The 14,154-nt window shown below is 43.0% G+C and carries 12 protein-coding genes; 7 read left to right on the top strand and 5 right to left on the bottom strand.

The features are described 5' to 3' along the window. Positions 1 to 35: 35 nt before the first annotated feature. Positions 36 to 509, top strand: a complete 474-nt coding sequence (locus BLU58_RS16740; protein WP_093290641.1) for a prealbumin-like fold domain-containing protein — start codon at positions 36 to 38, stop codon at positions 507 to 509. Positions 510 to 578: 69 nt separating this feature from the next. On the opposite strand, the gene BLU58_RS02415 is transcribed toward BLU58_RS16740, so the two are convergent. The 3 genes from BLU58_RS02415 to BLU58_RS02425 form a co-directional block, all read right to left on the bottom strand. Beyond that, complete coding sequence (locus BLU58_RS02415) at positions 579 to 2,231, bottom strand: SulP family inorganic anion transporter (RefSeq protein ID WP_093290642.1); 1,653 nt, start codon at positions 2,229 to 2,231, stop codon at positions 579 to 581. Positions 2,232 to 2,568: 337 nt separating this feature from the next. Continuing rightward, on the bottom strand, positions 2,569 to 2,745 hold the full coding sequence (locus BLU58_RS02420; RefSeq protein WP_093290643.1) for a YbdD/YjiX family protein: 177 nt from the start codon (positions 2,743 to 2,745) through the stop codon (positions 2,569 to 2,571). Between the two features lie 5 nt (positions 2,746 to 2,750). Then, positions 2,751 to 4,820 carry a carbon starvation CstA family protein gene (locus tag BLU58_RS02425; RefSeq protein ID WP_093290644.1) on the bottom strand — a complete coding sequence of 690 codons (2,070 nt, stop codon included), beginning with the start codon at positions 4,818 to 4,820 and terminating at the stop codon, positions 2,751 to 2,753. 245 nt (positions 4,821 to 5,065) lie between these two features. On the opposite strand from BLU58_RS02425, the gene gatC reads away from it, so the two are divergent. From gatC to rlmD, 5 genes are all read left to right on the top strand, one after another. Then, on the top strand, positions 5,066 to 5,356 hold the full coding sequence (gatC, locus tag BLU58_RS02430; RefSeq protein ID WP_093290645.1) for an Asp-tRNA(Asn)/Glu-tRNA(Gln) amidotransferase subunit GatC: 291 nt from the start codon (positions 5,066 to 5,068) through the stop codon (positions 5,354 to 5,356). 12 nt (positions 5,357 to 5,368) lie between these two features. Then, complete coding sequence (gatA, locus tag BLU58_RS02435; protein WP_093290646.1) at positions 5,369 to 6,835, top strand: Asp-tRNA(Asn)/Glu-tRNA(Gln) amidotransferase subunit GatA; 1,467 nt, start codon at positions 5,369 to 5,371, stop codon at positions 6,833 to 6,835. Continuing rightward, positions 6,832 to 8,262, top strand: a complete 1,431-nt coding sequence (gatB, locus tag BLU58_RS02440; RefSeq protein WP_093290647.1) for an Asp-tRNA(Asn)/Glu-tRNA(Gln) amidotransferase subunit GatB — start codon at positions 6,832 to 6,834, stop codon at positions 8,260 to 8,262. Before gatA ends, gatB begins: the two co-directional genes overlap by 4 nt. 81 nt (positions 8,263 to 8,343) lie before the next feature. Then, a complete protein-coding gene (locus BLU58_RS02445; protein WP_093290648.1) occupies positions 8,344 to 8,640 on the top strand; it encodes a hypothetical protein in 297 nt (98 codons plus the stop codon). Between the two features lie 33 nt (positions 8,641 to 8,673). Further along, entirely contained in the window at positions 8,674 to 10,062 is a 1,389-nt protein-coding gene (gene rlmD, locus BLU58_RS02450) for a 23S rRNA (uracil(1939)-C(5))-methyltransferase RlmD (protein ID WP_093290649.1), read from the top strand. Between the two features lie 52 nt (positions 10,063 to 10,114). Here rlmD and BLU58_RS16005 read toward each other — a convergent pair whose 3' ends face one another. Together BLU58_RS16005 and BLU58_RS02455 are read right to left on the bottom strand one after the other, a co-directional pair. Further along, positions 10,115 to 10,339 (bottom strand): hypothetical protein, encoded by a 225-nt coding sequence (locus BLU58_RS16005; protein ID WP_143123669.1) that lies wholly within the window; start codon positions 10,337 to 10,339, stop codon positions 10,115 to 10,117. After that, entirely contained in the window at positions 10,336 to 13,038 is a 2,703-nt protein-coding gene (locus BLU58_RS02455; protein WP_093290650.1) for a phosphoenolpyruvate synthase, read from the bottom strand. The genes BLU58_RS16005 and BLU58_RS02455 overlap by 4 nt, the downstream gene beginning before the upstream one ends. A 458-nt stretch (positions 13,039 to 13,496) precedes the next feature. Here BLU58_RS02455 and BLU58_RS02460 point away from each other — a divergent pair, with 458 nt between their 5' ends. Continuing rightward, positions 13,497 to 14,090, top strand: coding sequence for an N-acetylmuramoyl-L-alanine amidase family protein (locus tag BLU58_RS02460; RefSeq protein ID WP_093290651.1), 594 nt, complete (start codon positions 13,497 to 13,499; stop codon positions 14,088 to 14,090). The last annotated feature ends 64 nt before the right edge of the window (positions 14,091 to 14,154 follow it).

Below are 14,154 nucleotides of genomic sequence, written 5' to 3' on the forward strand. Positions count from 1 at the left end.
AAATATATGTAATTTGAAAAAAAGGGGAGATTTAAGTGGAAACAGGTATGCGTTATGTGGTTCGTCTTTTATCACTAAGTGTTTTAGTCGGGGTACTTCTTTTTAGTGGTAGTATGAGTAGCAGCGTTCAAGCAGCAAGTGAACACATGTCAGTAAATCATAACAAGAGTAACGAAACCGGAACGCTAGAAATCACCTTAAAAGCGATGGAATGGGAGTATTCAGATGAAGAACCGGGTGGTTTTAAATATTATCCAGGAAAAGCGTTGCCAGGTGTAGAGTTCACTATCTATCAAGACAACAAAGTATATGCAAAAAAGAAAACAGATCAAGATGGGAAAATCTCTTTTCAACTTCCAGTAGGCGCTAGATTCTCATGTAAGCAAACATCAACGTATCCAGCAGAAACAGGCAATTACCTTCCTGAAACCAGAGCCTTTTCTGGATCGTTCTCAACAGAAGGAGAAGTCTATCAACACACTGTATATAATCTCCATAGCATGTATTAAGATGGAATCACCACCCAATCGTGAGCTTCGAAAGGGTGGTGATTTTTTATTATTTGTCAGAAAGAGAGATTAGTGGCTTTTTTGAGCACATGTCCATAGGTGGTTTAAATCAATATGACCATCCAGTTCTTTTTGCATTCCAGTACTAAAGAATTCGTTCTCATCAATTTTGTTCAAATGACAAATTTTCTGGATTACTTCTTTTGGTTGTTGTTGGATGCCTGTGATAATTAACTTATTCCCTTTTTTATGAATATGACTAAACAGATGGGAGAATATTTGTTCACCCGTTGTATCCATATAGGGAACTTTATCCATACAAAGGACTAAGATTCCGTTTTCTTGCGCCTTGAGTAGTTGATGAAGTTGCTTGGCTGTTCCAAAAAAGATGGGACCATTTAAAAGGCAAACCTGTACGTTAGGCCCTGAATAACTAACTAAGTTTTGTTGGCATTGCTCATGATGGTTTTTTAGATGCAACTTTCTAACTCGGAACTCTTTACTCATTCGAATCGTAAATAATAGGAAGGATAGAGCTAGACCTGTCAGAACACCGACAACTAAGTCGAAGATTACGGTAAGGAGAAAAGTAGATAGTAGGACCCAAGAGTCTTCTGTTTTGCTTCTTAACACATGAAGAAACTCCTTACGTTCACTCATATTCCAAGCTACCACCATCAGAATCGGCGCCATGCTAGCTAAGGGAATATGAGAGGCATAGGAGAAGAGAGAGATTAATACAATGAGTACAAATAAACTATGAATCATACCGGATAAGGGTGAAACTGCTCCGCTTTTGATGTTAGTAGCCGTACGGGCAATGGCTCCAGTAGCAGGAATCCCCCCGAATAAAGGAGTAACCATATTGGCAATGCCCTGCCCGATCAGTTCTCGATTACTATGATGCCTGTGATTCGTCATCCCATCGGCAACTAATGCGGATAATAACGATTCAACTCCTCCAAGCATAGCGATAATACATGCTGGAATGAGCAATTCGACGATCTTGGACCAAGATAGATCGGGAAATTGAAAAGGTGGAAAGTGAGTTGGAATGGAGCCAAAAGTGGACCCAATAGTAGCTACTTCAGTTGGGAAAAAAAGTGTGGGTATAAGAGTAGATAGGACGAGCCCCAGTAATGCCCATGGAATCTTAGGAAGAAAGCGAAGAGAAATACATATCATTCCGAAACAAATCGCTGAGGTCAAGAGAGCGTAGAAGTTAATCGAGCCTAGGTTGACTATAATTTCCTTGAACTTCAATATGAATTCTTCTTGAGGTTTTAAGTTGTGTAGTCCGAGAAACGGAGCGATTTGTCCTACAAAAATCAGTACCGCGATACCTGCGGTAAAGCCGATCGTAACAGGACGTGGAATATAGTGTATAAATGAACCGATTTTAAGGAGACCCATGATAACTAAGAGGATGCCTGCTAGGAATCCAGCAATCAGCAAATTCTCATAACCGTATTGCATGACGATACCAAAGAGGATTGGGACAAAGGCTCCAGTAGGACCGCCAATTTGATATCGAGATCCCCCAAAAAATGAAATCAAAAAACCAGCAATGATCGTAGAATAGATTCCGTATTCGGGCCTTACTCCTGATGCGATAGCAAATGCCATCGCTAAAGGTAGTGCAACAATCCCAACAACCATCCCTGATGTTACATCCTTCTGGAAACCGCCTAACGTGTAACCTGTAAATCTACCTGCTCTCATTTCGGTAATTCCCCCTTTAAATTGTCATCACTATTATCTTAACAACTGTAGAATATAAATGTATAGTGACTTTTTTAAATAATATATTTTATTAATAAATAATGAAACGGTAATGGTTTGTTGGTTCATAGGATATAAAATACTTCTTTATGTATTCTACGGCCTGATCCTCTTCATTTGTATAGATTCGGATTAAAACCCAATATGTAAAACGACGACCAATGATCAAGATGAGATTGATAATATCGAAATAATTGAAATCGTTTATATTAGATGTGAGATATACAGGTAATGGTAAAAACCAAGCACCCTTCTAAAGGGACGCTTGGTTTTTTCATCAACAACAACGTCTAATACTTCCCCCATCATATTTCTCATCTGTTGCTTGTCGGTGAAACTCCTTTTCGCTCAAAGGCTCCTGTTCAGGATAATGCTGGGCTAAATGTTCGAGATAGCGCTTATAGCTAGGAACTCCGGCGATGTCATGGAGAAAGTTGCAAAGCTTAGACCACATGTTATTTACCCCCTTATAGAATGAGAATGTGAAACGTAGGGAGATTCTCGAAGAGGGAGTTGCTTGTTGGTAAACATGATTTTATACCAAACCCTGACCGCATCGAGGATGATCAGGATGACTAGTACCATAAATAGACCAGTGACCCACGCATCGATTTGATTATTTAGGATGATTTGTTTCATCTGGTCGACTGTTTTAGCGGGTGCGAGGAGCTGGCCAGCATTGAGAGCGGTTTGATACTTTTCGGCGGCGGAGAGGAAGCCGATTTTCGGACTCGGATCAAATAGCTTCGCATATGCCGCTGTCATGGTAGCAATAGTTAAAAAGGTAAAAGGAATCAATGTCACCCATGTATAGACGGCTTTGCCCATTTTAAAGAGGATGGTGGTTCCGACTACGAGTGCGATGACGGCAAGCATCTGGTTGGCGATTCCGAAGAGAGGCCATAGGGTGTTAATGCCGCCGAGAGGATCGATCACGCCTTGATAAAGGAAATAGCCCCAACCGGCTACGATGAGTGCACTTGCGAGGATGTTAGCTGGAAGGTAATCGGTACGTTTCCATCTAGGGACAAAGTTGCCGATTAAATCCTGCAAGACAAATCGTCCCACCCTTGTCCCTGCATCAATCGTGGTTAGGATGAAGACGGCTTCAAATAAGATGGCAAAATGATACCAGAACGCCATCATTGCTTTGCCTCCTAACACACTGGAAAAGATATGAGCCATGCCGATAGCGAGAGTAGGTGCGCCCCCTGTTCGAGAGAGGATGCTATTTTCCCCGATGTCTTTTGCAGTGGTTGCTAATTCCTCGGGTGTAACGGTAAAGCCAAAGTTAGAGACAGCAGTGGCCGCACTATTTACATCTACCCCGATTACAGCGGCAGGGCTATTAATCGCGAAGTAGACACCTGGGGTCAGGAGACAGGCGGCGATTAGGGCCATGATAGCGACAAAGGATTCGGTAATCATTCCGCCGTAACCAATCGCCTGAGCATGGGATTCACGGGCGATCATCTTAGGTGTGGTTCCGGAAGAGACGAGGGAATGAAATCCAGAGATGGCTCCGCAGGCTATGGTGATAAAGACAAAAGGAAATAGATTTCCAGCGAACACCGGGCCTGTCCCGTCGATAAATTTCGTTAGGGCTGGCATCTGTAGTTCAGGCGCGACCCAGATAATGCCGAGTGCTAAAGCAAAGATGGTACCGATTTTGAGAAAGGTGCTCAAGTAGTCCCGTGGTGCTAGTAGTAGCCATACTGGGATAACGGAGGCGATAAAGCCATAGATGATCAAAAGCCAAGCGATTGTTTCTCCTTTTAGAGTAAACAAAGGGGCTAGTGTGGGATGAACCGATACATATTGTCCGAGAACAAGTGAGAGAAGAAGTAATCCGAATCCAATGAGCGAAGCTTCTAATACTTTGCCGGGACGTACATAGCGCATATAAACTCCCATGAAGAGAGCGATTGGGATGGTCATTACGATTGTAAACATGCCCCACGGTGAATCGGCAAGCGCTTTCACAACTACGAGTGCGAGTACAGCTAGTAGAATAATCATGATACTAAGTACCGCAATGAGGGCCGTAAATCCACCAATAGGTCCGATTTCTTCTCGAGCGATTTCACCGAGCGATTTCCCATTGCGACGCATCGAACCGAATAGGATGATGAAATCTTGGACGGCTCCTCCCAATACGACCCCGATGATGATCCATAAGGTTCCCGGGAGATAGCCCATCTGCGCGGCTAATATGGGGCCGACTAAAGGGCCTGCTCCTGCAATAGCCGCGAAGTGATGTCCAAAGAGGACCCATTTACTTGTAGGAACAAAGTCTTTGCCATCATTATGAATCTCTGAGGGAGTCTTTCGATTATCGTCTAATTGAAAGACTTTCCTAGCTAGAAAGCGACTATAAAAACGATAAGCTACTGCATAGGTACAAACTGCCGCTGTTAACAGCCAAATGGAGTTTATTTTTTCTCCACTATTAAGTGCAATCAGGGAAAAACCTGCTGCTCCCAGCATTGAAATGAGCATCCAGATTAGAAAAGATCCGATTCGTTTCATTTTGTTTTTCATCCTTCCTGTGTGATCAAAGGTTACGATTCGTATAGAGAATAATTATCTATACACTGTATATTCATTATATTTACTCGCTTTTCCTACTAAGATTTGTAATAGATCCTATTTGATTATGTGATTGGGGAGGGTGAACATCAGAAAGGATCGCTCATTTCGAAATGCTTGTGCTATACTGTGTGATATGAGAATTGGCTAGAATAGTACTAGAACGGTACGGAGGTGTGTGGGATTTGGCTATAACGAAAACAGAGGTAGAGCACGTTGCGAATTTGGCGCGTCTGACCTTGACAGAAGAGGAAACTGAACAATTTACGGATCAGTTGAACCGCATTTTACAAATGGCTGAGAAGTTAAATGAGCTAGACACAACTGGAATCGAGCCAACGAGTCATGTGTTACCGATGGCGAATGTATTGCGAGAAGATGAGGTTCGTCCTTCGCTTCCGCTGGAGAAAGTTCTACTTAATGCGCCGGATCAAAAAGATGGTTTAGTCCGTGTGCCCGCAGTATTTGAGGGTTAGGGGGAAGAGAATATGTCGCTATTACGTGAATCATTACAAGAGGTTCATAGCCGTCTAGCGAAGAAGGAGATTACTTCAGTTGATCTCGTTACAGAGTCATTAAAGCGGATCGAAGAAGTAGACGGAGATGTTCGCGCTTTTTTGTTGGTTGATGAAGAGGGAGCTTTGAAGCGAGCAAAAGAGTTAGACGAAAAATATAGCAAAGAAGGTACGCGAGGGATCTTAGCCAGCTTACCTGTAGGGATAAAGGATAATATTTGTACAGAAGGTTTAACGACTACTTGTGGGAGTCAGTTACTAGCTAATTATCAACCTGTCTACAATGCAACGGTAGTAGAGAAGCTACATAATGCGGATGCGATATCGATAGGGAAAATGAATATGGATGAGTTTGCGATGGGCTCTTCCAATGAAAATTCGAGTTTTTCTCCTGTACATAATCCATGGGATTTAAGCACAGTACCAGGTGGTTCGAGTGGTGGTTCTGCTGCTGCTGTGGCGGCTGGCGAAGTATATTTTGCGCTTGGATCGGATACAGGTGGTTCGATTCGTCAACCGGCGGCTTTTACTGGTACCGTTGGCTTGAAGCCTACATATGGTTTGATTTCTCGTTATGGACTTGTGGCGTTTGCTTCTTCACTTGATCAGATTGGGCCCCTTACGAAGAACGTAGAAGATTCGGCTTATGTACTGCAAGCGATTGCGGGACATGATCAGTATGACTCTACTTCGGCGAATGTGGAAGTTCCGGATTATTTATCTGCTTTGACAGGTGATGTAAAGGGGCTACGAGTAGGAGTTCCAAAGGAAATGATGGGCGAAGGCATTGACCCGAAAGTCAGAGCTCTTATACAGAAATCGCTTGCTACATTAGAGAGTTTGGGCGCTACGATTGAAGAGGTATCTTTGCCCCATTCGGAATATGCAGTAGCTACATATTACTTGATTGCTCCGGCGGAAGCTTCTTCTAACTTGGCCCGATTTGATGGGGTTCGTTATGGGGTTCGGAAATATGGAGAAAACCTGATTGATCTGTATCATGAGACACGTAGCCAAGGGTTTGGGCCTGAGGTGAAACGTCGAATCATGCTTGGAACGTATGCGCTCAGTTCTGGTTACTACGATGCGTATTATAAAAAAGCACAACAAGTTCGTACTCTAATCGCTCAAGACTTCGAGCAATTATTTGCGAAATATGATGTGATAATCGGGCCAACGACTCCTACAACTGCCTTTAAGTTGAACGAGAGAATCGATGATCCGATGACAATGTACGCCAATGACATGTGTACCATTCCGGCTAACTTGGCAGGTCTTCCGGGGATTAGTGTGCCGTGTGGATTGTCGGAGGGTCTACCTGTGGGACTGCAAATCATTGGGAAGCCGTTTGCCGAATCTACACTTCTGCGTGTCGCACATGCGTTTGAGAAAGCAACGGATCGTCTGCCTGAGTTGGAGTTAGGAGGGGATCGCGCATGAGTAAATATGAGACTGTAATTGGTTTAGAAGTACACGTTGAACTTCATACGAAAAGTAAGATTTTTTGCGGATGCTCTACGACCTTTGGTGTAGTACCTAATACACAGACTTGTCCGATTTGTTTAGGTCATCCAGGCGTTCTTCCTGTGTTGAATCGGGAGGCGGTAAACTTTGCGATAAAGGCCGCGATGGCGCTAAACTGCGAGATCGCCACCCACTCGAAATTTGATCGTAAAAACTATTTTTATCCTGACTGTCCAAAGGCATATCAGATTTCTCAGTTTGATCAACCGATTGGGGAAAATGGTTGGCTTGAAATAGAAGTAGACGGCGTCCGTAAACGGATTGGGATTACACGTCTTCATTTGGAAGAAGATGCAGGGAAATTGACCCATGACGATGATGCAACCCTAGTCGATTTTAATCGTGTAGGAATGCCACTCGTGGAGATTGTTTCAGAGCCAGATCTCCGTTCTCCGGCCGAGGCAAAAGCATACTTAGAAAAGATTAAATCCATTATCCAATATACTGGTGTATCGGATGTGAAATTAGAAGAAGGGTCCCTTCGTTGTGATGCCAATATCAGCTTGCGTCTTTTCGGACAAGATGAATTTGGCACGAAAACCGAGTTGAAAAACTTGAATTCCTTCCGTAACGTAGAGCGTGCGCTTCAATATGAAGAAGTTCGTCAAGCGAAGGACTTAGATGCTGGAAAGCGGATTATTCAACAAACTCTGCGTTGGAACGAAGAAACCAACGAGGTAAAAGTGATGCGTAGCAAGGAACAAGCGCATGACTATCGATACTTCCCGGAGCCAGATCTCGTAAGTCTGATGATTAGTGATGAGTGGAAGGAAGAGATTCGTAGCTCGATCCCAGAGCTTCCTGATTCTCGCAAAGCTCGTTACATTAAGGACTGGGGACTGTCTAGCTACGATGCTGACCAGTTGACCGGCACACGTAATGTGGCAGATTATTTTGAGCAGACGGTACAAGCCGGGGCCGATGCGAAACTGGCGGCGAACTGGATTACAGGGGATTTGATGGGTTATCTAAATAGTAATAACGTAGAGATTCATCAGTCGAACATAACGCCTACTTTACTTGCTGGAATGGTTGACTTGCTTCAAAAAGGGACGATAAGCAGTAAAATCGCGAAAACGGTCTTTAAAGAAATGGTCGAAACAGGTAAAGAGGCGGCTAAGATTGTGGAAGAAAAAGGCTTGGTGCAGATTAGTGATGAAGGGGCGATTCGCTCTGAAGTGGTGAAAGTAATTGAAGCAAATCCACAGTCCATCGATGATTTTAAAAATGGAAAAGATCGTGCGTTAGGCTTCTTAGTCGGACAAGTAATGAAAGCGACCAAAGGAAAAGCGAATCCACAGATGGTAAATGAAATGATTCGAGAAGAATTGAGCAAGCTATAAATGAGTCTTTGTAAAGAGAGGCTCGTCCCTTTTCCGGGGACGGGCTCCTTTTTTCTATCTAATGGCTAGGGGTGATATGTCTTGTATGTATTGTATATAGTGATGGGCATCTTTTGTTTAGTAAGCGGGATCAACAACTTATTCTTTGGCGATGCATCCCTAGCTGTTCATTATTTTTTGCTTTTGTTGTTTTGTCATGTGATTATATTTGAGTTTTTAAAGAAGCCATTTGAACAAAAAATCTACTTGTTAACAGCCCCTTTATTAGTAATAGACGGGATTTACCAATTATTTATCGGGAAAGAAATTTTTGCCGGAATTATAGGTCTTTTCTTTGGCTTTTCGTTATGGCAATCCCGTAATCGTTTAAAGAGATAAGTCCTTTATTGAGGAGAAACAAGGAGAGTTTGAATGAAACGGAAGCCACCCGTCCAAGTCGGACAAGTGATTGAGGTAGAGATTCAGGGACAAGGTCATAATGGATCTGGTGTTGGGAGATATAAGGGGTTTACTGTATTCGTCTCATTAGTGGTACCTGGAGAGAAAGTACTGGCAAAAGTGACATTGGTCAAGAAAAATTATGCCCAAGCGGATCTATTGGAGATCATAGAAGCACATGAGAATCGAATGGAGCCCAGATGTCCGATTTATCAAGAGTGTGGAGGTTGTCAATCCCAGCATGTAAGCTATCCGGAACAGTTGCGTTTAAAGGAACAACAAGTCCGTGACCAGTTTGAGCGGATTGGCGGCTTTCGCGATCTTGCGATTCATCCGATTATCGGGATGGAAGAGCCATGGATCTATCGAAATAAAGCACAGGTTCCCTTCGGACAGAATCTACAGGGGGAGGTTATAGCGGGTTTCTACGCCAATCAATCACATGAAATTATTGATTTAGAAGCTTGTTATATTCAACACCCAGATAATGATGCTGTGATTCGCTTTGTGAAACAGATAGTTGGGGAGCTATCCATTCCTGTTTATCATGAGAAGACACATACAGGGATTCTTCGGCATCTGATGGTGCGGATCGGTGTACATACAAACGAGATCATGGTTGTGCTCGTCACGAATGGTAAAAAGTTACCGCATGAGGAGATGCTGATTTCTAAGATTCGAGAAGCATTTCCTCAATGTCGATCAATCGTGCAAAATGTGAATGATCGCTCGACAAATGTGATTTTAGGAAAAGAGAATATTCTACTATGGGGAAGGGACGTTATCTACGATACGATCGGTGATGTGAAGTTTGCGATATCGCCTCATTCCTTCTTTCAAGTAAATCCAACTCAAACTGAGGTTCTCTATGACCAAGTTCGGAAATTCGCGGCTCTTACAGGTGAGGAAACGGTTGTAGACGCGTATTGTGGAATTGGCACGATTGCGATGTATGTGGCGGATCGAGCGAAGCAGGTGTATGGAGTGGAGATTGTGCCAGAGGCCATTGTGGATGCGAAGGAGAATGCGAAGCGCAATCAAATGTCGCATGTTCATTTTGAGGTAGGGGCTGCGGAAAAGGTAATTCCTAAGTGGTTGAAGAGGGGAATTCGTCCCGAAGTGGTGATCGTGGATCCACCTCGAAAAGGCTGTGATTCGGAGCTTTTGGATGCAGTTGTAGGGATGAAGCCAGAGCGGGTTGTCTATGTATCCTGTAATCCGGCAACTCTTGCGCGGGATGCGAAGTATTTGGCAGAGTTAGGGTATGAGACGGTGGAGGTTCAACCGGTAGATATGTTTCCGCAGACAGGGCACGTGGAGTGTGTGGCATGGATGAAGCGGGATGTAAAGAGTAAAGATTAAGTGCGGTTTATCAGGTGATCAGAGTTGGGAGTGTCTATTTAACCACCGCTCACTACCGATCCAGCAGGGAAGTAAAGGCTGTCCGCTCCGCCATCCTCCGCAGGGGCAGGTGCAAAACTCGCAATGAACGCTCAGACATGTTGCACCAAAAGCGCCCCAAGCTACGGATAGCTACGCTAAGTAGGATCGATAAGATCGCAGAAGTCAAATAGACATTCTCTTTCTCTGGTTCACTACGAGAAGGAAGTAGAGATAGCCATTGCGAATTGGGACTCACCCAGCACCTTCACCCACTTCAACCTCTTCCTCACCCACATCCCGCAGAATCTCAACAAACCCATTGGTACCATCCACTCGAATATACTGTCCATTTTTCAACTTCGTTGTTGCATTCTCTACACTGACGACCGTGGGAATCCCATACTCTCTTGCTACAACGGATCCATGAGTCATTAAGCCACCTATCTCGGTTACCAGTCCTTTTGCTGATTGGAAAAGCGGGGTCCAACCTGGATCTGTATAGGGTGCAACGAGGATTTCTCCTTTGTTTAACTGCCCTTCTTCTAAGCAACGAACCACCTTTACATATCCCTCTGCGACTCCAGCAGATACAGGAATTCCGATTAGAGCACCAGGCGGAGCATGTTCACTACTTTGTTCAGGTGTAAAAATCTCTCCATCGCTTGTTATGACATGAGGAGTCGTCATTTTTTGATATCTGGACTCATGCTCTTTTCGTGACTGAACAAGTTTTTTGACATCGGGCAAGCGATCCTCTTGAAGAGCGATGATTTCGTCAAGAGATAAATAAAAGATGTCTTCTACTTGTTCAAGGAGGTCCTGTTGGCAAAAAGTAGCGGACTCTCCTATCATTACTCTTCGGAAAAAATCAAAATATTGTGTCATGATGTATTTGGGGAATTCACGGATACCTACCGTATTTCGAAAGATGCGAATCAATTTGGATGCTTTTTTTGCTTTTCGTGATCCACCCGGAAGTGTTTTCAAACGCGTTAATAAGTTGTCGATTGCTTCATTTGCCTCCTGTTCCCCGCGCTTAAATCTCTCCCAGTGCTCGGAGGGATCATTCGACTGGATATGGCCGAGGATAGCTGGAATCAAAGTCATCGGAGCTTCTCGATAACGGGTTCGCGTTATGTCGATCTCACCAGGTCCTCTCATTCCATAGATCTCCATGAATTGAATCCATGAAGTTAGAAAGTCATCCCTACCCGGAACACTTTGTAATCCTAAGTAAAATGTATCATGGTCAGCTGTTTTTAAATATTCCATCACTTCAGGGAGGTCTCTTACTACATCGGCTATGTTGCCCACCATTAAACCCATTTCGCTCGTTACATTGCCAGGTGGGGATTTGTGAATAGAGGGGTCCAGCTTTTCATGTAGCCATTTTTCTATTTTCTTTTCTAAGATACTTAGTGTAATAAAGCCGGCATATGTGTAAGTTAGAGCCTTTCCAAAACATTTTGGAGCAAAGAATGTACCTAGTAACTTTTGAATATATCGAATGCGATCGGCTCCAGAGTAGTGGGCTATTTCATCTTTATACTTGTTTAGTACAGATTGGTAGCCGGATTTAGCACGTGTTTGGATCAAATCGGGATTCTCAAAATAGATTACTTTAAGCGAGCGTGGAATCACTTTAGTAAGGAATCCAATCATGGATTTATAGGTTTGGAATGCTTTTCGTAATGTTCCTCGCTTAGGTGCACGCTTTTCTATTCCTCCATCTAAGATGGCTTTTTTGAGCGCCGAGAGACTTGCATCCTTCGTTTTATTCTGGAGGATTTTTTGACGAGCCTGTTTGATATAGAGAAATTCGGAGATATCCATAAACAATCGTCCACCAGCCTCTACTAATACGGCGCTTTCCGTTTGATTCGTCGTTTTTCCATAGGGAAACATCGTCTTCCAAACCGACCTACCAAGTGGCCTCATGTAATCGGTCATCATTTGACCATGGCCGACTGAGTAAAAAATACGGTATTGTTGATCTCTTCCAACGGGGACTGGATATAAGGAAGTGATCGGACGGGCTTGGAGGATATAGAACTGCTCTCCACATAGGCACCATTCGATGTCTTGTTCCGGGCCAAAAAGTTGCTCAATTTCACGACCTATGTTTGCCAATTCTTTGATTTTTTCATCGGAAAGCGCTTGTGTATCTTGTAATTCCGTAGATATTTCCTTAATCTCTGTGCCTCCTTCTTCTTTAGAAAATATTCCTTTATCCTTACTAGAAATTTGCTTATAGATAATTTGATTATCTCGTACTTTATATAGATCAGGGGTTACTATTCCAGAGACAAATGCTTCTCCGATCCCAAATCCAGCATCAATCGATGTTGTTTTTCGGTGCCCTGTCACAGGATCAGCCGTGAAGAGGATGCCTGAAACATCAGGAAACACCATCTTTTGTACGATGACGGATAGAGAGACAGAGCGATGATCGAAACCGTTTTTAGCACGATAAATGATGGCCCTGTCTGTAAAGAGAGAAGCCCAACATTGCTTAACTGTATTGAGTAATTGTTCTTTTCCTTTTACATGGAGGTAGGTGTCTAGTTGCCCTGCAAAGGAAGCAGTGGGTAAATCCTCTACTGTTGCACTAGAACGAACGGCATAAGATTCCGTTGTTCCAAGCTGTTCCCAAGCATGGATGATTTCGGATTCAATCATATCGTCCATCGGCAGAGTTAAAATATGCCCACGGATCATCTCAGAAAAGAATTGGATAGAATCGAGTTGTTCAGGCTCCGCTTTACTGAGATTTTCAGTGAAATCAAACATGCGAGTACTTTTGTCCAAGGTTTGCTGATAGGCGTTTACTGTAATGCAAAAACCCGGAGGAACTGGAAAGCCAGCCTGTGTCAATTCGCCTAGATGGGCTCCTTTTACCCCCACAGAGGATATGCTGTCCCGGTTGGTTTGATCAAAATAGGAAATATAGTTCAAACGGCTCACCTCATTTTTTATTAGATATTTTTATCAAATTATTTTCTTTATTTAATATATTGTGTAACACACATAGAAAGACTTCCATAAAGCAAAAGAGTTACCCACATGAATGGATAACTCTTTTGCTTTATGGAAGTGGAAGTTGTATTTCATTTTGCTTGAAAAATGAGTGGGTGGTACTATTGATTATGATTCTCAATTTCATTATATGATGAATTGAGAAACTGTCAATAGGAATATGTAGAATGGTTCAATGTTCAAAGTTTACTTGACCTTTTGACAATATCGTGTTATTTCTAGGGAAAAGCAATATGTAAGCGTTTTTTTGTGCGGTGCATATAGCTCCTAAAAAATAGAAATAGTAGGTTTATCGAAGCGTTATAAAGAGAAAGAATGAGTGTAGATGTAATGACGAATACATTCGACTAGAATACGACATGTAGGTGGTGAACGGTATGGGCGTCCTCATATGCTTGGATCCAGGTCATGGTGGGACAGACAGTGGGATGGTGGGTTCCATGTTTTTAGAGAAGGACGTATGCCTAGATTTAGCTCATCGTATTGAAAGAGAACTACAAAAGTTTGAGGGAATCGATGTTACTCTCACTCGTCGGTATGATGTGGACTTGACGAATAATGAGAGGGCTGGTTGGGCTAACCAAAGGAAGGCTGATTTATTTGTAAGCCTGCATACGCATGGGATGTTAGACCGAGATCAAAATGGCTTTAGTACGTATGTAAGTGTGGTTGCCGGATCAAAGGTTCGTAGAGTACAGTGTTGTTTGCATAATCAAGTTACTCGTTTCTTACGTACATTTGGCATATGTGATTTAGGCAAGCGCAATGATACGGAATCAAAAGGTGGACAGATTATTGAATTACGTAGTGCTGATATGCCAGCGATTACATTAGCGCTTTCACCTTTACCAAAGAATCAACATCATGAACTATTTAGTGATTTATCGTTTCGAGATCAGTACGCTAAGTGTATTGCGTGTGGTTTAGCAAGTATTTATGAATGTCAGACCAAGGAGTCTATTTCATCATGAATTTATCTTTTTGCGCCACTCCCTCCTGTTTCGTTATAGGAGAGGGGATAGGTGCTTTTTTTGT

This window comes from Thermoactinomyces sp. DSM 45892 (genome assembly GCF_900107305.1).
GTDB lineage: Bacteria > Bacillota > Bacilli > Thermoactinomycetales > Thermoactinomycetaceae > Baia.

What these genes read in the sequence shown, in the direction of transcription:
- BLU58_RS02415 (WP_093290642.1), bottom strand. Translation starts at nt 2,231, where the DNA reads ATGAGAGCAGGTAGATTTACAGGTTACACGTTAGGCGGTTTCCAGAAG.
- BLU58_RS02420 (WP_093290643.1), bottom strand. Translation starts at nt 2,745, where the DNA reads ATGTGGTCTAAGCTTTGCAACTTTCTCCATGACATCGCCGGAGTTCCT.
- BLU58_RS02425 (WP_093290644.1), bottom strand. Translation starts at nt 4,820, where the DNA reads ATGAAACGAATCGGATCTTTTCTAATCTGGATGCTCATTTCAATGCTG.
- gatA (WP_093290646.1), top strand. Translation starts at nt 5,369, where the DNA reads ATGTCGCTATTACGTGAATCATTACAAGAGGTTCATAGCCGTCTAGCG.
- gatB (WP_093290647.1), top strand. Translation starts at nt 6,832, where the DNA reads ATGAGTAAATATGAGACTGTAATTGGTTTAGAAGTACACGTTGAACTT.
- rlmD (WP_093290649.1), top strand. Translation starts at nt 8,674, where the DNA reads ATGAAACGGAAGCCACCCGTCCAAGTCGGACAAGTGATTGAGGTAGAG.
- BLU58_RS02460 (WP_093290651.1), top strand. Translation starts at nt 13,497, where the DNA reads ATGGGCGTCCTCATATGCTTGGATCCAGGTCATGGTGGGACAGACAGT.